Annotated in this window: 15 protein-coding genes and 1 pseudogene; 7 read left to right on the forward strand and 9 right to left on the reverse strand. The window is 53.0% G+C overall.

Annotated features, from left to right (window positions below):
- Positions 1-257, reverse strand: a 257-nt coding sequence (locus tag BGK49_RS07500; protein ID WP_024259250.1) for an IS1-like element transposase, incomplete at its 3' end; no start/stop codon positions are given.
- A 56-nt stretch (positions 258-313) separates the two neighbouring features.
- Between BGK49_RS07500 and cusB the strand changes: the two are divergent.
- The 3 genes and pseudogenes from cusB to pheP form a co-directional block, all read left to right on the forward strand.
- Positions 314-1,426 (forward strand): annotated as a pseudogene (gene cusB / locus BGK49_RS07505) (Cu(+)/Ag(+) efflux RND transporter periplasmic adaptor subunit CusB); the annotation flags it as partial.
- A gap of 11 nt (positions 1,427-1,437) precedes the next feature.
- The gene (gene cusA / locus BGK49_RS07510; protein WP_000573978.1) at positions 1,438-4,581 is read left to right on the forward strand and encodes a Cu(+)/Ag(+) efflux RND transporter permease subunit CusA; all 3,144 of its coding nucleotides are present in this window, start codon (positions 1,438-1,440) and stop codon (positions 4,579-4,581) included.
- Between the two features lie 101 nt (positions 4,582-4,682).
- Positions 4,683-6,059 carry a phenylalanine transporter gene (gene pheP / locus BGK49_RS07515; RefSeq protein ID WP_000786312.1) on the forward strand — a complete coding sequence of 459 codons (1,377 nt, stop codon included), beginning with the start codon at positions 4,683-4,685 and terminating at the stop codon, positions 6,057-6,059.
- Positions 6,060-6,126: 67 nt separating this feature from the next.
- Here pheP and ybdG read toward each other — a convergent pair whose 3' ends face one another.
- The 6 genes from ybdG to BGK49_RS31505 all read right to left on the reverse strand — a co-directional run bounded on the left by ybdG (position 6,127) and on the right by BGK49_RS31505 (position 10,579).
- On the reverse strand, positions 6,127-7,374 hold the full coding sequence (gene ybdG / locus BGK49_RS07520; RefSeq protein WP_001153160.1) for a mechanosensitive ion channel YbdG: 1,248 nt from the start codon (positions 7,372-7,374) through the stop codon (positions 6,127-6,129).
- A gap of 107 nt (positions 7,375-7,481) precedes the next feature.
- The gene (gene nfsB, locus BGK49_RS07525) at positions 7,482-8,135 is read right to left on the reverse strand and encodes an oxygen-insensitive NAD(P)H nitroreductase (RefSeq protein ID WP_000351470.1); all 654 of its coding nucleotides are present in this window, start codon (positions 8,133-8,135) and stop codon (positions 7,482-7,484) included.
- Between the two features lie 93 nt (positions 8,136-8,228).
- Positions 8,229-8,597: an MmcQ/YjbR family DNA-binding protein gene (locus BGK49_RS07530; RefSeq protein ID WP_000360962.1), complete on the reverse strand. Its 369-nt coding sequence runs from the start codon at positions 8,595-8,597 to the stop codon at positions 8,229-8,231.
- A 64-nt stretch (positions 8,598-8,661) separates the two neighbouring features.
- Positions 8,662-8,910, reverse strand: a complete 249-nt coding sequence (locus BGK49_RS07535; protein ID WP_000682518.1) for a DUF1158 domain-containing protein — start codon at positions 8,908-8,910, stop codon at positions 8,662-8,664.
- Between the two features lie 65 nt (positions 8,911-8,975).
- On the reverse strand, positions 8,976-10,094 hold the full coding sequence (locus BGK49_RS07540; RefSeq protein WP_001130674.1) for a YbdK family carboxylate-amine ligase: 1,119 nt from the start codon (positions 10,092-10,094) through the stop codon (positions 8,976-8,978).
- Between the two features lie 215 nt (positions 10,095-10,309).
- Positions 10,310-10,579 carry a hypothetical protein gene (locus BGK49_RS31505; protein ID WP_009008364.1) on the reverse strand — a complete coding sequence of 90 codons (270 nt, stop codon included), beginning with the start codon at positions 10,577-10,579 and terminating at the stop codon, positions 10,310-10,312.
- On the opposite strand from BGK49_RS31505, the gene hokE reads away from it, so the two are divergent.
- Positions 10,548-10,700 (forward strand): type I toxin-antitoxin system toxin HokE, encoded by a 153-nt coding sequence (hokE, locus tag BGK49_RS07555; RefSeq protein ID WP_000956455.1) that lies wholly within the window; start codon positions 10,548-10,550, stop codon positions 10,698-10,700. The genes BGK49_RS31505 and hokE overlap by 32 nt on opposite strands.
- A gap of 121 nt (positions 10,701-10,821) precedes the next feature.
- Here the strand turns inward: hokE and entD are convergent, their stop codons facing one another.
- Positions 10,822-11,442: an enterobactin synthase subunit EntD gene (gene entD / locus BGK49_RS07560; RefSeq protein ID WP_001298903.1), complete on the reverse strand. Its 621-nt coding sequence runs from the start codon at positions 11,440-11,442 to the stop codon at positions 10,822-10,824.
- Between the two features lie 174 nt (positions 11,443-11,616).
- Positions 11,617-13,857, reverse strand: a complete 2,241-nt coding sequence (gene fepA / locus BGK49_RS07565) for a siderophore enterobactin receptor FepA (protein ID WP_001034867.1) — start codon at positions 13,855-13,857, stop codon at positions 11,617-11,619.
- Between the two features lie 242 nt (positions 13,858-14,099).
- Here fepA and fes point away from each other — a divergent pair, with 242 nt between their 5' ends.
- Genes fes through entF form a run of 3 tightly spaced genes read left to right on the forward strand, consistent with a single transcriptional unit; the run spans position 14,100 to position 19,401 of the window.
- A complete protein-coding gene (gene fes, locus BGK49_RS07570) occupies positions 14,100-15,302 on the forward strand; it encodes an enterochelin esterase (protein WP_000125803.1) in 1,203 nt (400 codons plus the stop codon).
- 2 nt (positions 15,303-15,304) lie between these two features.
- Positions 15,305-15,523, forward strand: coding sequence for an enterobactin biosynthesis protein YbdZ (ybdZ, locus tag BGK49_RS07575; RefSeq protein ID WP_000885782.1), 219 nt, complete (start codon positions 15,305-15,307; stop codon positions 15,521-15,523).
- Positions 15,520-19,401 carry an enterobactin non-ribosomal peptide synthetase EntF gene (entF, locus tag BGK49_RS07580; protein ID WP_069375715.1) on the forward strand — a complete coding sequence of 1,294 codons (3,882 nt, stop codon included), beginning with the start codon at positions 15,520-15,522 and terminating at the stop codon, positions 19,399-19,401. Before ybdZ ends, entF begins: the two co-directional genes overlap by 4 nt.
- Positions 19,402-19,482 lie beyond the last annotated feature (81 nt).

Raw genomic sequence — 19,482 nt, forward strand, 5'->3', positions numbered from 1 at the left:
TTTTTTAAGTGACGTAAAACCGTGTTGAGGCCAACGCCCATAATGCGTGCACTGGCGCGACATCCGACGCCATTCATGGCCATATCAATGATTTTCTGGTGCGTACCGGGCTGAGAGGCGGTGTAAGTGAACTGTAGTTGCCATGTTTTACGGCAATGAGAGCAGAGATAGCGCTGATGTCCGGCAGTGCTTTTGCCGTTACGCACCACGCCTTCAGTAGCGGAGCAGGAAGGACATCTGATGGAAATGGAAGCCACGCAAGCACCTTAAAATCACCATCATACACTAAATCAGTAAGTTGGCAGCATTACCCGCAGAACGTAAAATCTTATTCTGGTACGACCCGATGTACCCCAATACGCGGTTCGATAAACCAGGTAAATCGCCGTTTATGGATATGGATCTGGTGCCGAAATATGCCGATGAAGAGAGTTCTGCGTCTGGTGTGCGCATTGACCCGACTCAGACGCAGAATCTGGGGGTGAAAACGGCTACCGTCACGCGCGGACCGCTGACTTTTGCCCAGAGTTTCCCGGCGAATGTCAGTTACAACGAGTATCAGTATGCCATTGTGCAGGCTCGCGCTGCCGGGTTTATCGACAAGGTGTATCCGCTTACCGTGGGCGATAAAGTACAAAAGGGCACACCGCTTCTCGACCTGACCATTCCTGACTGGGTGGAAGCGCAGAGTGAGTATTTACTGCTGCGCGAAACCGGCGGTACGGCGACCCAGACTGAAGGCATTCTTGAGCGGCTGCGACTGGCGGGAATGCCGGAGGCGGATATTCGCCGCCTGATCGCCACGCAAAAAATCCAGACTCGCTTTACGCTCAAAGCGCCCATTGATGGCGTGATCACCGCGTTTGATCTGCGCGCGGGAATGAATATCGCCAAAGATAACGTGGTAGCGAAAATTCAGGGTATGGACCCGGTGTGGGTCACTGCTGCGATCCCGGAGTCTATCGCCTGGCTGGTGAAAGATGCCTCGCAGTTTACGCTCACCGTTCCGGCACGACCGGATAAAACACTCACCATCCGCAAATGGACGCTGCTACCCGGCGTGGATGCCGCGACCCGCACGCTGCAGCTGCGTCTGGAAGTCGACAACGCCGACGAGGCGCTAAAACCGGGCATGAACGCCTGGTTGCAACTCAATACCGCCAGCGAACCGATGCTGCTCATTCCGTCACAAGGGCTGATTGATACCGGTAGCGAACAGCGGGTGATTACCATTGATGCCGACGGGCGCTTTGTACCGAAACGCGTTGCCGTTTTCCAGGCATCGCAAGGTGTCACCGCATTACGCTCTGGTCTGGCGGAAGGTGAAAAGGTGGTTTCCAGCGGCCTTTTCCTGATTGATTCCGAAGCCAATATTTCTGGCGCACTGGAGCGGATGCGCTCTGAAAGTGCTACCCATGCGCATTGAGGGAATAACCAATGATTGAATGGATTATTCGTCGCTCGGTGGCGAACCGTTTTTTGGTGCTGATGGGCGCGTTGTTTCTTAGCATCTGGGGCACCTGGACCATCATTAATACGCCAGTGGATGCGCTGCCGGATCTCTCCGATGTGCAGGTGATTATTAAAACCAGCTATCCCGGGCAGGCACCGCAAATCGTTGAAAATCAGGTGACTTATCCGCTAACCACCACCATGTTGTCGGTGCCTGGCGCGAAGACTGTGCGTGGTTTCTCGCAGTTTGGCGACTCTTATGTGTATGTCATTTTCGAAGATGGTACCGATCCGTACTGGGCGCGTTCGCGGGTGCTGGAGTACCTCAACCAGGTACAGGGTAAGCTGCCTGCGGGAGTCAGCGCCGAGCTGGGGCCAGATGCCACGGGTGTTGGCTGGATCTATGAATATGCACTGGTGGATCGCAGCGGTAAGCACGATCTGGCCGATTTACGCTCATTACAGGACTGGTTTCTCAAATATGAGCTGAAAACCATCCCTGACGTTGCGGAAGTGGCGTCGGTGGGCGGTGTGGTGAAAGAGTATCAGGTGGTTATCGATCCCCAGCGCCTGGCGCAGTATGGCATCAGTCTCGCCGAAGTAAAAAGCGCGCTGGATGCTTCAAACCAGGAAGCGGGCGGTTCGTCGATCGAACTGGCGGAAGCGGAATATATGGTGCGCGCCAGCGGCTATCTGCAAACGCTCGACGACTTTAATCACATCGTTTTAAAAGCCAGTGAAAATGGCGTGCCCGTTTATCTGCGCGATGTTGCGAAGGTCCAGGTTGGCCCGGAGATGCGCCGGGGCATTGCCGAACTGAACGGCGAAGGCGAAGTGGCGGGCGGGGTGGTGATCCTGCGCTCCGGCAAAAACGCCCGAGAAGTGATCGCCGCCGTGAAGGACAAACTGGAAACGCTGAAAAGTAGTCTGCCGGAAGGCGTGGAGATAGTTACAACATACGATCGCAGCCAGCTCATTGACCGCGCCATCGACAACCTCAGCGGCAAGTTGCTGGAAGAGTTTATTGTGGTGGCGGTAGTCTGTGCGCTGTTTCTCTGGCATGTGCGCTCGGCGCTGGTGGCGATTATTTCGTTGCCGCTGGGGTTGTGTATTGCTTTTATTGTCATGCACTTCCAGGGACTGAATGCCAATATTATGTCGTTGGGTGGCATTGCGATTGCCGTCGGGGCGATGGTCGATGCTGCTATCGTCATGATCGAGAATGCGCATAAACGGCTGGAAGAGTGGCAGCACCAGCATCCTGACGCCACGCTGGATAATAAAACGCGCTGGCAGGTGATTACCGATGCATCTGTTGAAGTGGGGCCGGCGCTGTTTATCAGTCTGCTGATTATCACGCTGTCGTTTATCCCAATCTTCACCCTGGAAGGGCAAGAAGGGCGTCTGTTTGGCCCGCTGGCGTTCACCAAAACGTATGCGATGGCGGGTGCGGCGCTGCTGGCGATCGTAGTGATCCCGATCCTGATGGGTTACTGGATCCGTGGCAAAATTCCGCCGGAAAGCAGTAACCCGCTCAATCGCTTTTTGATTCGTGTTTATCATCCTCTATTGCTGAAAGTACTGCACTGGCCGAAAACCACGCTGTTGGTGGCAGCGCTTTCGGTGCTGACGGTTCTCTGGCCGCTCAATAAAGTTGGCGGGGAATTTTTACCGCAGATCAATGAAGGCGACTTGTTGTATATGCCATCGACGCTGCCGGGGATTTCCGCAGCAGAGGCGGCGAGTATGCTGCAAAAAACCGACAAGCTAATTATGAGCGTACCTGAAGTGGCGCGGGTATTTGGCAAAACCGGGAAAGCGGAAACCGCCACCGATTCTGCTCCGCTCGAGATGGTTGAAACGACCATCCAGCTTAAGCCGCAGGATCAGTGGCGGCCTGGCATGACGATGGACAAAATCATTGAGGAACTGGATAACACCGTGCGGCTGCCGGGGCTGGCGAATCTGTGGGTGCCGCCAATTCGTAACCGTATCGATATGCTCTCAACCGGCATTAAAAGCCCCATCGGCATTAAAGTTTCCGGCACTGTGCTGGCGGATATCGACGCGATGGCTGAGCAAATTGAAGAAGTAGCGCGAACGGTGCCAGGCGTGGCTTCTGCGCTTGCCGAGCGTCTGGAAGGTGGGCGCTATATCAACGTTGAGATTAACCGTGAAAAAGCCGCGCGTTACGGTATGACGGTGGCGGATGTGCAGTTGTTTGTGACTTCTGCGGTGGGCGGGGCGATGGTTGGCGAAACGGTGGAAGGGATTGCCCGTTATCCCATTAATCTGCGTTATCCGCAAAGCTGGCGCGATAGCCCGCAGGCACTGCGCCAGCTACCGATCCTGACGCCGATGAAGCAGCAAATCACCCTGGCAGACGTGGCCGACGTTAAAGTCTCAACCGGACCGTCGATGCTGAAAACCGAGAATGCGCGCCCGACGAGCTGGATTTATATCGATGCCCGCGATCGTGACATGGTGTCGGTGGTTCACGATTTGCAAAAAGCGATAGTTGAAAAAGTGCAGTTAAAACCGGGCACCAGCGTGGCATTCTCCGGGCAGTTCGAGCTACTGGAGCGCGCCAACCATAAGCTGAAACTCATGGTGCCGATGACACTGATGATCATCTTCGTGCTGTTGTATCTGGCATTCCGTCGGGTGGGCGAAGCGTTGCTGATTATCAGCAGCGTACCGTTTGCGCTGGTGGGCGGCATCTGGTTGCTGTGGTGGATGGGCTTTCATCTTTCTGTGGCAACGGGCACCGGTTTTATTGCCCTTGCCGGGGGCGCCGCCGAATTTGGCGTGGTGATGCTGATGTATTTACGTCACGCCATAGAGGCCGAGCCGTCGTTGAATAATCCGCAAACATTCAGTGAGCAGAAGCTGGATGAGGCGTTGTATCACGGCGCGGTACTGCGCGTGCGCCCGAAAGCGATGACGGTGGCGGTGATTATCGCCGGTCTGCTGCCGATTCTGTGGGGAACGGGGGCTGGTTCAGAGGTGATGAGCCGGATTGCCGCACCGATGATTGGCGGCATGATCACCGCGCCTTTGCTGTCGCTGTTTATTATCCCGGCGGCGTATAAGCTGATGTGGCTGCACCGACATCGGGTACGGAAATAAAAGCAGGATACCCCGTTTAACCGTGTGGATTGTGTCTTGCGACGATGGGCACTAAATGTTAAAAGGTGCCCCTCAACAAAAAAGACACACAGGGGAAAGGCGTGAAAAACGCGTCAACCGTATCGGAAGATACTGCGTCGAATCAAGAGCCGACGCTTCATCGCGGATTACATAACCGTCATATTCAACTGATTGCGCTGGGTGGCGCAATTGGTACTGGTCTGTTTCTTGGCATTGGCCCGGCGATTCAGATGGCGGGTCCGGCTGTATTGCTGGGCTACGGCGTCGCCGGGATCATCGCTTTCCTGATTATGCGCCAGCTCGGCGAGATGGTGGTCGAAGAGCCGGTATCCGGTTCATTTGCCCACTTTGCCTATAAATACTGGGGACCGTTTGCGGGCTTCCTCTCTGGCTGGAACTACTGGGTAATGTTCGTGCTGGTGGGAATGGCAGAGCTGACCGCTGCGGGCATCTATATGCAGTACTGGTTCCCGGATGTTCCAACGTGGATTTGGGCTGCCGCCTTCTTTATTATCATCAACGCCGTTAACCTGGTGAACGTGCGCTTATATGGCGAAACCGAGTTCTGGTTTGCGTTGATTAAAGTGCTGGCAATCATCGGTATGATCGGCTTTGGCCTGTGGCTGCTGTTTTCTGGTCACGGCGGCGAGAAAGCCAGTATCGACAACCTCTGGCGCTACGGTGGTTTCTTCGCCACCGGCTGGAATGGGCTGATTTTGTCGCTGGCGGTAATTATGTTCTCCTTCGGCGGTCTGGAGCTGATTGGGATTACTGCCGCTGAAGCGCGCGATCCGGAAAAAAGCATTCCAAAAGCGGTAAATCAGGTGGTGTATCGCATCCTGCTGTTTTACATCGGTTCACTGGTGGTTTTACTGGCGCTCTATCCGTGGGTGGAAGTGAAATCCAACAGTAGCCCGTTTGTGATGATTTTCCATAATCTCGACAGCAACGAGGTAGCTTCTGCGCTGAACTTCGTCATTCTGGTAGCATCGCTGTCAGTGTATAACAGCGGGGTTTACTCTAACAGCCGCATGCTGTTTGGCCTTTCTGTGCAGGGTAATGCGCCGAAGTTTTTGACTCGCGTCAGCCATCGCGGCGTGCCGATTAACTCGCTGATGCTTTCCGGAGCGATCACTTCGCTGGTGGTGTTAATCAACTATCTGCTGCCGCAAAAAGCGTTTGGTCTGCTGATGGCGCTGGTGGTAGCAACGCTGCTGTTGAACTGGATTATGATCTGCCTGGCGCATCTGCGTTTTCGCGCGGCGATGCGACGTCAGGGACGTGAAACACAGTTTAAGGCGCTGCTTTATCCGTTCGGCAACTATCTTTGCATTGCCTTCCTCGGCATGATTTTGCTGCTGATGTGCACGATGGATGATATGCGCTTGTCAGCGATCCTGCTGCCGGTGTGGATTGTATTCCTGTTTGTGGCATTTAAAACGCTGCGTCGGAAATAAGGCATTCACGCTACATCCGACAAAACGATGTCCGCTCTCATCCATTCGATGAGAGCGGTTTTTTTAATTACTGCTTAAATGCACCCGCCAGAGAGCGAATATCATTGCCGGCTGGCGACTGATGAAGTCGCAGACCAAACTCTTCGACAATCGCAAATATGTGATCGAATATATCAGCCTGAATGCTTTCATATTCCAGCCACACCACGGTGTTGGTAAACGCGTAGATCTCGAGCGGTAAACCGTTATCACCTGGAGCCAGTTGGCGTACCATTAAGGTCATATCTTTACGAATCCGCGGATGGTTACGCAGATATTCGTTCAGATAGGCACGAAAGGTTCCAATATTGGTCATTCGGCGCAGGTTTAATATCGACTCCGTAGAACCTTGCTGGCGATTCCACTCATTAATTTCCTGATGGCGGCTGGTTAAATAAGGTTTTAACAAGTGCGCTTTATTCAGACGTTGCATTTCGTCTTCATCAAGAAAACGAATACTGGTGACATCAATACTGATACTGCGCTTAATACGTCGCCCGCCAGATGCTGACATCCCGCTCCAGTTTTTAAAGGAGTCAGAAACCAGAGACCAGGTGGGAATAGTGGTAATGGTATTGTCCCAGTTACGCACTTTGACGGTGGTTAACCCAATATCGATCACCGCGCCATCCGCGCCGTATTTCGGCATCTCCAGCCAGTCGCCCAGTTTCAGCATATCGTTCGCGGAAAGCTGAATACCTGCCACCAGACCAAGAATCGGATCTTTAAATACCAACATCAGCACGGCAGCCATTGCACCAAGACCGCTGATCAGAATCGCTGGCGACTGACCAATCAGCAGCGAGATCATCAAAATGCCGACCAGGATTGCGCCGATCAGTTTAATCCCCTGAAATATCCCTTTCAGCGGTAACTGAGATGCCGCCGGGAATTTCTGCGCCAGATTCAAAATAACATCCAGCAACGAGAAGACTGAAAGCAGCGCATACATCATGATCCACAACTGCGCGCAGGTAGTCAGAATATCTGCCGCTTCGGTGCCTTTTTGCAGCCAGAATACCGCCTGAATATTGACGATAATCCCCTGCAGGGTAAAAGCTAAACGGTGGAAGAGTTTATTCTGGGTAATGATTTGCAACCAAAGCCGTGAACTGGCGATGGCACGTTTTTCGAAGGTCCGCAGTACCACCCAATGCAAAATAATATGCACCACGACGGCGGTCAGAAAAATAATACCGAAAATCATCACCATCGAGGTGGTGTGATCGATCTCAATACCCGCTAAATCCCCAACCTGGGATATTAAATCCTGCATAACGTCTCCTTTATACAACAGCAGCCTATGATGACGGCTGAAACAGGGTTATGCAAATCAGGAGAATCTGAGGGGAAATAGCCGGGCAGATGCCCGGCAAGAGAGAATTACACTTCGGTTAAGGTGATGTTTTGCGGCAGACGAGATTTCGGCAGCGTAGCGTTAAAATCTTCAACGCTGTGATGACCTACCGGAACAACCACCAGACTGGTGTAGCCTTTCTCTTTCAGACCAAATTCTGCATCGAGGATGGCGGCGTCAAAACCTTCGATGGGTACTGCGTCCAGACCCAGAGCCGCCACGCCGAGCAGGAAGTTACCGACGTTGAGATAAACCTGTTTTGCCATCCACTCTGCATCATCATGCAGATCTTTACGGTGCATATCAGCGAAGAACTTGCGACCTTTATCGTTCGCGGCTTTCGCTTCCGGCGTGGCAAAGCGGCTATCAGCATCTTCCTGGTCAACAACCAGCTTCAGCCAGGCATCGTCCATCGCGGTTTTTGCACAGAACACCACGACGTGCGAGGCATCAAGTATTTTACGTTCGTTGAACACATAATTACCGGCAGCGGATTTGGCAACACGCGCTTTACCTTCTTCCGTGCTGGCAACAATAAAATGCCACGGCTGGGAGTTGGTGCTGGATGGGCTGTATTGCAGGAGAGTTTTGATCTGCTCGGCCTGTTCCGGGGTAAGTTTTTTACTGGCATCAAATGCCTTAGTGGAATGACGCTTTAAGGCGACAGAAATGATATCCATAAAGACTCCATGTGAAAGTAATTTTGCGTGCCAGCAGATTACAAGGTTCAACGAGAAATGGTAAGCGAGAAAAATGCGCTATAGATTTCCGCTTTAGCCTGGACGCACTCTTTTTTGATCGCGTTTAGCCAGACCATCAACCACCAGATTCCACGAATCGTTGATCAGAGCGCGAAGTAACGCTTCGGAGATTTCCTCGCCGGGATACACCGAAATCCAGTGCTTTTTATTCATGTGATACCCTGGCTTAATGCTCGGGTATATCTGCTGATTTAACAGGGATTTTTGTGGTTCGGACTTCAGATTGATAAAGGGGACGCCGCGCAGCTCCGACGACAGCATAAAAATTTTGCCGCCAATTTTAAAAACATCGAACTCCGGGCCAAAAGGCCAGCAAAGCTCGACAAAGGGTAACTCAAGGGCCAGGCGTTTCGCCGTTTCGTGCAGTGATTGCTTATCCATAAACGTTCCTTTAGGCGAAGGAGAATAAGCAAAGTATGCCGCGAAGTACGGCGATAATCGACGTTTAATCCGCCAGCGAGAACCAGCGTCGCCAGATAAAGCGCAGAACAAAATACTCAATAGCGCCCAGCACTAAAAACCACAGACAAAACAATAAAGTGTAAAGCTGGCTAAGATCCATCAGATGGAACATGGTCACCAGTTTTTGTGCCAGCGTCAGCCCCAGTGCGGGGGCGGGCAGCAGCAGGCAAGAGAGGAAAGCCATCAGCAAAATGCCTGCTGCGGTAGTCAAGGTTTCTAAAGGGTGTTTCATAACATTGTTAAATGTAAGTTAAAACACCATTGTCAGGGATATTCTTCTGTAAGGCAATTCCCTACTTAGTCACCGGCCCAGATCTCACAATGCTTTTTCTCCAGCCCAATCAGCGAGCCACCATCGGCGACGAAATCGCGCATCAGCTGCGCTTCATTCAGACCGCTGACGACCTGGCGATGCAGGGCCTCAATCGCGCTCGATGCACCAATTTTATGTGCGGAAGGGGCGATTTTTTCCAGCAATCGCAAGGTGTCTTCCGTTAGCGGTCGACGATCGCCAGTGTGCGGACCGGTAATGACGCCTTCCAGCCCATAGCGACAGGCCTGGAAACGGTTGAATTTATACAGCAGGTAATCTTTCTCCTGATGTTTGAACGGGCGTTCTGTCAGTAACCAGTGGGCGGTAGCCTGAATTAATCCCGCCATATTTACCGCGTGGCTAAGGGTTAACGGGGTATCCATCACCCGAACCTCCACCGTGCCAAAATGAGGACTGGGGCGAATATCCCAGTGCAGATCTTTAATGCTGTCGATCATCGTGGTGTAACTCAGACAGCGAAACAGGGCTTCAAATTGTTGCCAGTTACTGACCCACGGCATCGGGCCATTATCAGGAAAGGCGGAAAAAATATTCGGTCGTGAGGAGGCAAAACGCGTATCCGTTCCTTGCATATATGGCGACGCGGCGGAAAGGGCGATGAAGTGCGGCACAAACCGTGACAGGCCGTGCAGCAAATAAATGGCGTCATCGCCACTGGCGCAGCCAACATGAACATGCTGACCAAAAACGGTCGCCTGTTGAATGAGATAACCAAAGTTTTCCAGCGTTCGTTGATAGCGCTCGTTATCGCATACCTCCTGTCGCTGCCATTTCTGAAACGGGTGTGTGCCACCGCCGCAAATTTCCAGATGATGGTCTGCGGCTGCCTGCAATACGACTTTCTGCATCGCTGAAAATTGCCCGGCAGCCTGGTTGATATCACGGCAAACATCCGTCGCCAGCTCCAGCATACTTTCGGTGATATCGTGCTTTACCTCTCCGGCCGTGATCTTATTTTTAACCGCGTCAATCAGTATTGAAGAGTCCTGGCTTAAGTAATAGCCCGGCGGATTAACCACCTGCATTTCCAGTTCAATACCGAGTGTAAAAGGTTCAGAAACATGAAAATCGGGTAATGGCATAGGTTTCTCTTATGTTGGCGTTTTCTATTCAGTATAGAAGTGGGAGCGGCTGGGCGAGATGCGGAAGTTCTGGAATGTTTCTTTTTTTTGGTGATGGTGAACTGATTATGACAGAAGCAATTTGGCTACTTTTGCAATGTGACAAGTTATGGCAGTGCTGACTGGTGGCGAAGAATTTTGACGATTGAGGCATGCAGAAAAAAACGGGTTCAGCTTCAGTTGATCAAATGGGGAGTGAGAAGTCCGAAACAGGACTTACTGTATAAATAAACAGCTATTTTGCTAAGCAAGGGTAAGATAACTGCGGGTGCCTGAAGCTTTCCGGTTTCAGGTTTACTCTGAGGTCTGGAAAGATGAAGCCCCAGGACGATATTTCTATCAACCCTGGGGCTACCTACCCAAACCTGAACAATTTGGATGGTAGTCCCTTCTTCGCATGGAGGCAATATAAACATGCTGACGAAATATGCCCTTGCGGCAGTCATAGTGCTGTGTTTAACGGTGCTGGGATTTACGCTTCTGGTCGGGGATTCGCTGTGTGAGTTCACCGTAAAGGAACGTAATATTGAGTTTAAGGCTGTTCTCGCTTACGAACCGAAGAAGTAGCCGTTGTGCGGGGAGCAATCCCCGCATATCCGGTTGTCAGGTCAGAGTGGTAAGGCACCTGCTTTACACTTTCGCCCGCGGTCAGTGATGGCTGCGGGCGAATCGTACCAGATGTTGTCAATTAATCGTGTTGGCACAGAGTTATGACTATTTTTTCTTTTATCTGCCAGTGCACAGCAAACATCTCATTCTCACGATGAATGATGACCTGCTGTTTATTCCAGCTAATTATCTGATAGTCCAGAAAACCTGCATCAGTTTGGATCTCACTTGCCTTAAATGCGCTCTCTTTGGCGGAAAATGCCAGTGTCAGCGCCAGAGAAAAGGCTAAACCGCAGTCTGCGAGTCGCTCGTGTTCTGCTGGTGTAATAATGTTGTCTGTCAATTCGGTCGCTGTTTGCGCAGAAAAAATTTCTTCGATATCAACGCCAATCGGTTGACGGGAAACCACGGCCAATGCCGTAGCCCCGCAGTGGCTAATACTGCCGTATACCTCCGCAGGCCACACCGGTTGGCGTAGCTCGCCGATTGCGGGCACACATTTATAGCCATATTCCCGCAGCGCATAAATTGCAGCGATCCGCCCGGCTAAATGTTCGGCTTTGCGCTTCCGTCCAGCGTGTTGCAGTTGCGCGTAATGCGGCAGCCAGAGTAAATCCTGCTCACAAAAATTCGCCGGATCGAACTCAACAAAATGCAGCGTATGTCCGGCAAAGGGGAGGGAGGTATGCGTAGTTTTCATGTCGACCATATTAGAGACTGATGACAAACGCTAAACTGCCTGATGCGCTACGCTTATCAGGCCTACATGGTCCTGCAATATATTGAATTGGCAAGATTTTTGTAGGCCGGATAAGGCGTTCACGCCGCATCCGGCATGAACGACGCGCACTTTGTCAACAATCTGACGTTAGCATCAGAAGTGAGTGTTTACGCTCATGTACCACGTACGTCCCGGCTCGTTATAGGTATACGCCCCGGCACCCGCGATATAGTTGGCCCCTGCCAGATCGCCCGTGGTCTGGGCATTACCCGCACGCCACAAACGTTTGTCGAACAGGTTGTCCACGCCGCCGGTCAGACTGACATTCTTCGTCACATCCCAGGTCGCGCTCAGACCCACAATGCTGTAAGGACTGATTTCTTTGGTTTCCGGGCCAACCGCTGGCTGACCTTTGTAGTTGTATTTTTTCGGCTGCTGCTTACCGTACCAGGTGAAGGTCGTTTGCATCGACAAATCTTCCCGCGCCTGCCAGCTCAGCGTTGAGTTCAACGTGTACTCCGGGATGATCGACAAACGGTCGCCCGTGGTTTTGTTTTCACTCTTCAGCATATAAGTGATGTTATTGGTCCACATCACCGTTTCGCTAACTGGTACGTTTAACGATCCTTCCAGACCTTCAACCACTGCTTTCGGCACGTTATCCCACTGATAGAGATCGGTGCCGACTGCGTTTTGCCCTACAGCCACATAGCCCGCTTCAATCTTATTGCGATAATCGTTACGGAACCAGGTGACGCCCGCCAGCCAGCCGTCGCGTTTGAACTCCAGACCAATCTCTTTGTTGATGCTGGTTTCTGCTTTCAGGTCATCGTTACCTTGCAGATAGCAGCCGCCCGCGCTGGCATAGCAGCCCTGACCTTTACTGTAGAGAATGTAGTTCGGGTTAGTCTGGTACAGGCTCGGCGCTTTATAGGCGCGGGCAATGCCCATTTTCAGCGTGAAGTCATCGCCTAAACCTTGCGATATGTTCAGCGCCGGGCTCCAGTTATTGCCGACAATACTGTGATGATCGAAACGCAGCCCCGGCGTTACGATGGTGCTGTCAGTCAGCTCCATGTTGTTTTCGGCAAATAGCGAGAAAATTTCTGCTTTTGAATACGGGCTACGGTCGGTGGCACTCACACCATCAATAGCGCCGCCGGTGTTCGCCCCGGTCAGCGCCTGGGTATTGGAACTCAAGTCCTTCATCCGTTGCTGATTCCACTCCGTACCCAGCGTCAGCGTTTGGTTAACGAGGAAATCAATCGGCAGGTTAACTTCGCTGTGCAGCATCACGTCATCAAGATCGATATCGACGAAATCCTGTGTCGCTTTTTCGTTAAATTTCCCTTCGGTACCGCCCGCCAGACCTTCCGGAATACGCGAGTTACGGGTGTGTTCATACTGCACCCAGTTGCTGGTGGTCACTCCGTTATCCCAGCCACCGTTCCAGGTCAGCGAGTAGTTCTGGCGATACAGGCGGTTGGTTTCATCGCCATATTTCGAGCGAGTGTAAGCGTCAGAGTTGGTGTTCTGGGTATCGCCCGCATACAGGTTACCCTGGCGGCTGTAACCCGCTTCCAGTTCGAGTGATTGCAGAGGCGCGAAGTCCCAGCGCACCACGCCATTAATATCTTTGTTGATCACCCCTTCGCGCCCGGCTGGTAACGTCGTGGCATACGTTCCGGCACGCGCGGACTGATGGCCCTGGTTGATATCCCACGCGTCAGCCTGGGTTTTGTCGAGGTTGCCATACAAGCGGAAGCTGAATTCGTCGCCCAGCGGGCCGGTCAGACTGAAGTTGGTGCGTTTAGTGGCACCTTCCTCTTTATGTTCTGGCGCATTGAAATAAGCGTCCCAGGAACCGTGCCACTCACCGCTGCCTTTTTTGGTAATGATGTTAACTACGCCACCCGCCGCGCCGTTGCCATAACGCGCTGCAGCCGGACCACGCAGAACTTCAATACGTTCAATCATTTCAGGCGGCACCCGGGAAGTATCACCACGGGTATCGCGCTCGCCACGCCAGCCCTGACGCACCGAGTTACGGCTGCTGACCGGTTTGCCGTCAATTAAAATCAGCGTGTTTTCCGGACCCATACCGCGAATATCAATCTGTCGGTTATTCCCACGCTGACCACTGGTGGAGTTACCGGTCAGGTTAACGCCTGGCATGGTACGGATGATCTCCGACACATCGCGGGCAACCGGGTTTTTGCGGATTTCATCTGCGGTGATGGTCGAAACGCCAGGTGCCTGCAAGTTCTGCTCGGCGGCGGTAACGACAATGGTATCGTCATGTGAAACAGGAGTATCGGTCGGCTCTTGTGCCTGCGCTACCCCATAAATCCCCAGATTGACCAACAAGGCCAGGGAATGAATCTTCTTGTTCATTGTTTTATTCCTGCATTTTTGCCACGAATTGCAACTGTCGGGCATGGTCGTCCTCAACACGACGCATCCCGCTACCGCGAAAACCTTTGATCCTGAAAGACACGCAGTGCAGTTGGTTAATTAATGTCCGCGCTTCCCACGGCGCGCCATTACGCTATTGCAAATGCAAATAGTTATCAATAATATTATCAATATATTTCTGCAATCAATGAAAAATTGCACAGTAAACATGGGGTTATGGTGTGACGGCGTTAAAAGTAGGAAGTGAGAGCTGGTGGCAGTCGAAACATGGCCCGGAATGGCAGCGTCTGAATGACGAAATGTTTGAGGTCACTTTCTGGTGGCGTGATCCCCAAGGTTCTGAAGAATACTCGCCGATAAAGCGCGTATGGGTCTACATCACTGGTGTGACCGATCATCATCAGAACAGCCAGCCCCAGTCGATGCAGCGCATTGCAGGTACTGATGTCTGGCAGTGGACGACACAACTCAATGCCAACTGGCGCGGCAGCTACTGCTTTATTCCCACCGAACGCGATGACATTTTTTCTGCACCATCCCCCGATCGCCTCGAATTACGTGAAGGCTGGCGAAAACTATTACCCCAGGCAATAGCCGATCCGCTGAATCCACAAAGCTGGAAAGGCGGGCGAGGGCACGCTGTTTCTGCACTCGAAATGCCGCAAGCGCCTCTGCAACCGGGATGGGATTGTCCGCAAGCGCCAGAAATACCAGCCAAAGAAATTATCTGGAAAAGTGAACGGTTGAAAAATTCACGTCGTGTATGGATTTTTACCACCGGCGATGCAACAGCAGAAGAACGCCCGCTGGCAGTTTTGCTCGATGGCGAATTTTGGGCGCAAAGTATGCCCGTCTGGCCAGTGCTGACTTCGCTGACCCATCGTCAGCAACTTCCTCCCGCCGTGTATGTGTTGATCGACGCTATCGACACCACGCACCGCGCTCACGAACTGCCGTGTAATGCGGATTTCTGGCTCGCAGTACAGCAAGAGTTATTACCCCTGGTGAAAGCTATTGCCCCTTTTAGCGATCGCGCCGATCGCACCGTGGTTGCCGGGCAGAGTTTTGGTGGACTTTCCGCGCTGTATGCCGGACTGCACTGGCCTGAACGTTTTGGTTGTGTATTAAGCCAGTCAGGATCGTACTGGTGGCCGCATCGGGGCGGGCAGCAAGAGGGCGTGTTACTTGAAAAGCTTAAAGCTGGTGAAGTTAGCGCCGAAGGTCTGCGCATTGTGCTGGAAGCGGGTATTCGCGAGCCGATGATTATGCGGGCCAATCAGGCGCTGTATGCGCAATTACACCCCATAAAAGAATCCATTTTCTGGCGTCAGGTTGACGGCGGACATGATGCGCTTTGTTGGCGCGGTGGCTTGATGCAGGGGCTAATCGACCTCTGGCAACCACTTTTCCATGACAGGAGTTGAATATGGCATTCAGTAATCCCTTCGATGATCCACAGGGAGCGTTTTACATTTTGCGCAATGCGCAGGGGCAATTCAGTCTGTGGCCGCAACAATGCGCCTTACCGGCAGGCTGGGACATTGTGTGTCAGCCGCAGTCACAAGAGTCCTGCCAGCAGTGGCTTGAAGCCCACTGGCGTACTCTGACACCGGCGAATTTCACCCAGTTGCAGGAGGCGCAATGAGCCAGCATTTACCTTTGGTCGCCGCACAGCCCGGCATCTGGATGGCAGAAAAACTGTCGGATTTACCCTCCGCCTGGAGCGTAGCGCATTACGTTGAGTTAACCGGAGAGGTTGATGCGCCATTACTGGCCCGCGCGGTGGTTGACGGACTAGCGCAAGCAGATACGCTGCGGATGCGTTTTACGGAAGATAACGGCGAAGTCTGGCAGTGGGTCGATGATGCGCTGACGTTCGAACTGCCAGAAATTATCGACCTGCGAACCAACATTGATCCGCACGGTACTGCGCAGGCATTAATGCAGGCGGATTTGCAACAAGATCTGCGCGTCGATAGCGGTAAACCACTGGTCTTTCATCAGCTGATACAGGTGGCGGATAACCGCTGGTACTGGTATCAGCGTTATCACCATTTGCTGGTCGATGGCTTCAGTTTCCCGGCCATTACCCGCCAGATCGCCAATATTTACTGCACATGGCTGCGTGGCGAACCAACGCCTGCTTCGCCGTTTACGCCTTTCGCTGATGTAGTGGAAGAGTACCAGCAATACCGCGAAAGCGAAGCCTGGCAGCGTGATGCGGCATTCTGGGCAGAACAGCGTCGTCAACTGCCGCCGCCCGCGTCACTTTCTCCGGCACCTTTACCGGGGCGCAGCGCTTCGGCAGATATTTTACGTCTGAAAATGGAATTTACCGACGGGGAATTCCGCCAGTTGGCTACGCAACTTTCAGGTGTGCAGCGTACCGATTTAGCCCTTGCGCTGACGGCTTTGTGGCTGGGGCGATTGTGCAATCGCATGGACTACGCCGCTGGATTTATCTTTATGCGTCGACTGGGCTCGGCGGCGCTGACGGCTACCGGACCCGTGCTCAACGTTTTGCCGTTGGGTATTCACATTGCGGCGCAAGAAACGCTGCCGGAACTGGCAACCCGACTGGCAGCACAACTGAAAAAAATGCGTCGTCATCAACGTTACGATGCCGAACAAATTGTCCGTGACAGCGGGCGAGCGGCAGGTGATGAACCGCTGTTTGGTCCGGTACTCAATATCAAGGTATTTGATTACCAACTGGATATTCCTGGTGTTCAGGCGCAAACCCATACCTTGGCAACCGGTCCGGTTAATGACCTTGAACTGGCCCTGTTCCCGGATGAACACGGTGATTTGAGTATTGAGATCCTCGCCAATAAACAGCGTTACGATGAGCCAACGTTAATCCAGCATGCTGAACGCCTGAAAATGCTGATTGCCCAGTTCGCCGCGGATCCGGCGCTGTTGTGCGGCGATGTCGATATTATGCTGCCAGGTGAGTATGCGCAGCTGGCGCAGATCAACGCCACTCAGGTTGAGATTCCAGAAAACACGCTGAGCGCGCTGGTGGCAGAACAAGCGGCAAAAACACCGGATGCTCCGGCGCTGGCAGATGCGCGTTACCAGTTCAGCTATCGGGAAATGCGCGAGCAGGTGGTGGCGCTGGCGAATCTGCTGCGTGAGCGTGGCGTTAAACCGGGCGACAGCGTGGCGGTGGCGCTACCGCGCTCGGTCTTTTTGACCCTGGCGCTACATGCGATAGTTGAAGCTGGCGCGGCCTGGCTACCGCTGGATACCGGCTATCCGGACGATCGCCTGAAAATGATGCTGGAAGATGCGCGTCCGTCGCTGTTAATCACCACCGACGATCAACTGCCGCGCTTTGCCGATGTTCCAGATTTAACCAACCTTTGCTATAACGCCCCGCTTAAACCGCAGGGCAGTGCGCCGCTGCAACTTTCACAACCGCATCACACGGCTTATATCATCTTTACCTCTGGCTCCACCGGCAGGCCGAAAGGGGTAATGGTCGGGCAGACGGCTATCGTTAACCGCCTGTTGTGGATGCAAAATCATTATCTGCTTACAGGCGAAGATGTCGTTGCCCAAAAAACGCCGTGCAGTTTTGATGTCTCGGTGTGGGAGTTTTTCTGGCCGTTTATTGCCGGGGCTAAACTGGTGATGGCTGAACCGGAAGCGCACCGCGACCCGCTCGCTATGCAGCAATTCTTTGCCGAATATGGCGTAACGACCACGCACTTTGTGCCGTCGATGCTGGCAGCATTTGTTGCATCGCTGACGCCGCAAACCGCTCGCCAGAGTTGCGCGACGTTGAAACAGGTTTTCTGTAGTGGTGAGGCCTTACCGGCTGATTTATGCCGCGAATGGCAACAGTTAACCAGCGTGCCGTTGCATAATCTATATGGCCCGACGGAAGCGGCGGTAGATGTCAGCTGGTATCCGGCTTTTGGCGAGGAACTGGCACAGGTGCGCGGCAGCAGTGTGCCGATTGGTTATCCGGTATGGAATACGGGTCTGCGTATTCTTGATGCGATGATGCATCCGGTGCCGCCGGGTGTGGCGGGTGATCTCTATCTCACCGGCATTCAACTGGCGCAGGGGTATCTTGGACGACCCGATCTGACCGCCAGCCGCTTTATTGCCGATCCTTTTGTCCCTGGTGAACGGATGTACCGTACCGGAGACGTTGCCCGCTGGCTGGATAACGGCGCGGTGGAGTACCTCGGGCGCAGTGACGATCAGCTAAAAATTCGCGGGCAGCGTATTGAACTGGGCGAAATCGATCGCGTGATGCAGGCGCTGCCGGATGTCGAACAAGCCGTTACCCACGCCTGTGTGATTAACCAGGCGGCAGCCACCGGTGGTGATGCGCGTCAGTTGGTGGGCTATCTGGTGTCGCAATCAGGTCTGCCGTTGGATACCAGCGCATTACAGGCGCAGCTTCGCGAAACATTGCCACCACATATGGTGCCCGTGGTTCTGCTGCAACTTCCACTGTTACCTCTTAGCGCCAACGGCAAGCTGGATCGCAAAGCCTTACCGTTGCCTGAACTGAAGGCACAAGCGCCGGGGCGTGCGCCAAAAGCGGGCAGTGAAACGATTATTGCCGCGGCATTCGCGTCGTTGCTGGGTTGTGAGGTGCAGGATGCCGATGCTGATTTCTTTGCGCTTGGCGGTCATTCGCTACTGGCAATGAAACTGGCAGCGCAGTTAAGTCGGCAGGTTGCCCGCCAGGTGACGCCGGGGCAAGTGATGGTCGCGTCAACCGTCGCTAAACTGGCAACGATTATTGATGCTGAAGAAGACAGCACCCGGCGTATGGGATTCGAAACCATTCTGCCGTTGCGTGAAGGTAATGGCCCGACGCTGTTTTGTTTCCATCCGGCATCCGGTTTTGCCTGGCAGTTTAGCGTGCTCTCGCGTTATATCGATCCACAATGGTCGATTATCGGCATTCAGTCGCCGCGCCCCAATGGCCCCATGCATACCGCGGCAAATCTGGATGAAGTCTGTGAAGCGCATCTGGCAACGTTACTTGAACAACAACCGCACGGCCCTTATTACCTGCTGGGGTATTCCCTTGGCGGTACGCTGGCGCAGGGCATTGCGGCGCGACTGCGTGCCCGTGGCGAACAGGTGGCATTTCTTGGTTTGCTGGATACCTGGCCGCCAGAAACGCAAAACTGGCAGGAAAAAGAGGCTAATGGTCTGGACCCGGAAGTGCTGGCGGAGATTAACCGCGAACGCGAGGCCTTCCTGGCGGCACAGCAGGGAAGTACTTCAACGGAGTTGTTTACCACCATTGAAGGCAACTACGCTGATGCTGTGCGTCTGCTGACGACTGCTCATAGCGTACCGTTTGATGGTAAAGCGACGCTGTTTGTTGCTGAACGCACGCTTCAGGAAGGTATGAGCCCCGAACGCGCTTGGTCGCCCTGGATTGCCGAGCTGGATATCTATCGTCAGGATTGTGCGCATGTGGATATTATCTCTCCAGGGGCGTTTGTAAAAATTGGGCCGATTATTCGCGCAACGCTAAACAGGTAAATTAATATTATCTATAAACCCATAATTACAGAAAATAATTATGGGTTTTTTATTTGTTTGATTTATAGGTTTGATGAATAA

The organism is Shigella sp. FC1544 (genome assembly GCF_001722145.1).
GTDB classification, from domain to species: Bacteria; Pseudomonadota; Gammaproteobacteria; order Enterobacterales; family Enterobacteriaceae; genus Escherichia; species Escherichia coli.

Bases quoted from the DNA above. Each gene is read 5' to 3' on its own strand.
- ybdZ (WP_000885782.1), top strand. From the start codon at position 15,305: ATGGCATTCAGTAATCCCTTCGATGATCCACAGGGAGCGTTTTACATT.
- entD (WP_001298903.1), bottom strand. From the start codon at position 11,442: ATGAAAACTACGCATACCTCCCTCCCCTTTGCCGGACATACGCTGCAT.
- entF (WP_069375715.1), top strand. From the start codon at position 15,520: ATGAGCCAGCATTTACCTTTGGTCGCCGCACAGCCCGGCATCTGGATG.
- fepA (WP_001034867.1), bottom strand. From the start codon at position 13,857: ATGAACAAGAAGATTCATTCCCTGGCCTTGTTGGTCAATCTGGGGATT.
- cusA (WP_000573978.1), top strand. From the start codon at position 1,438: ATGATTGAATGGATTATTCGTCGCTCGGTGGCGAACCGTTTTTTGGTG.
- hokE (WP_000956455.1), top strand. From the start codon at position 10,548: ATGCTGACGAAATATGCCCTTGCGGCAGTCATAGTGCTGTGTTTAACG.
- ybdG (WP_001153160.1), bottom strand. From the start codon at position 7,374: ATGCAGGATTTAATATCCCAGGTTGGGGATTTAGCGGGTATTGAGATC.
- BGK49_RS31505 (WP_009008364.1), bottom strand. From the start codon at position 10,579: ATGACTGCCGCAAGGGCATATTTCGTCAGCATGTTTATATTGCCTCCA.
- nfsB (WP_000351470.1), bottom strand. From the start codon at position 8,135: ATGGATATCATTTCTGTCGCCTTAAAGCGTCATTCCACTAAGGCATTT.
- BGK49_RS07540 (WP_001130674.1), bottom strand. From the start codon at position 10,094: ATGCCATTACCCGATTTTCATGTTTCTGAACCTTTTACACTCGGTATT.
- BGK49_RS07535 (WP_000682518.1), bottom strand. From the start codon at position 8,910: ATGAAACACCCTTTAGAAACCTTGACTACCGCAGCAGGCATTTTGCTG.
- BGK49_RS07530 (WP_000360962.1), bottom strand. From the start codon at position 8,597: ATGGATAAGCAATCACTGCACGAAACGGCGAAACGCCTGGCCCTTGAG.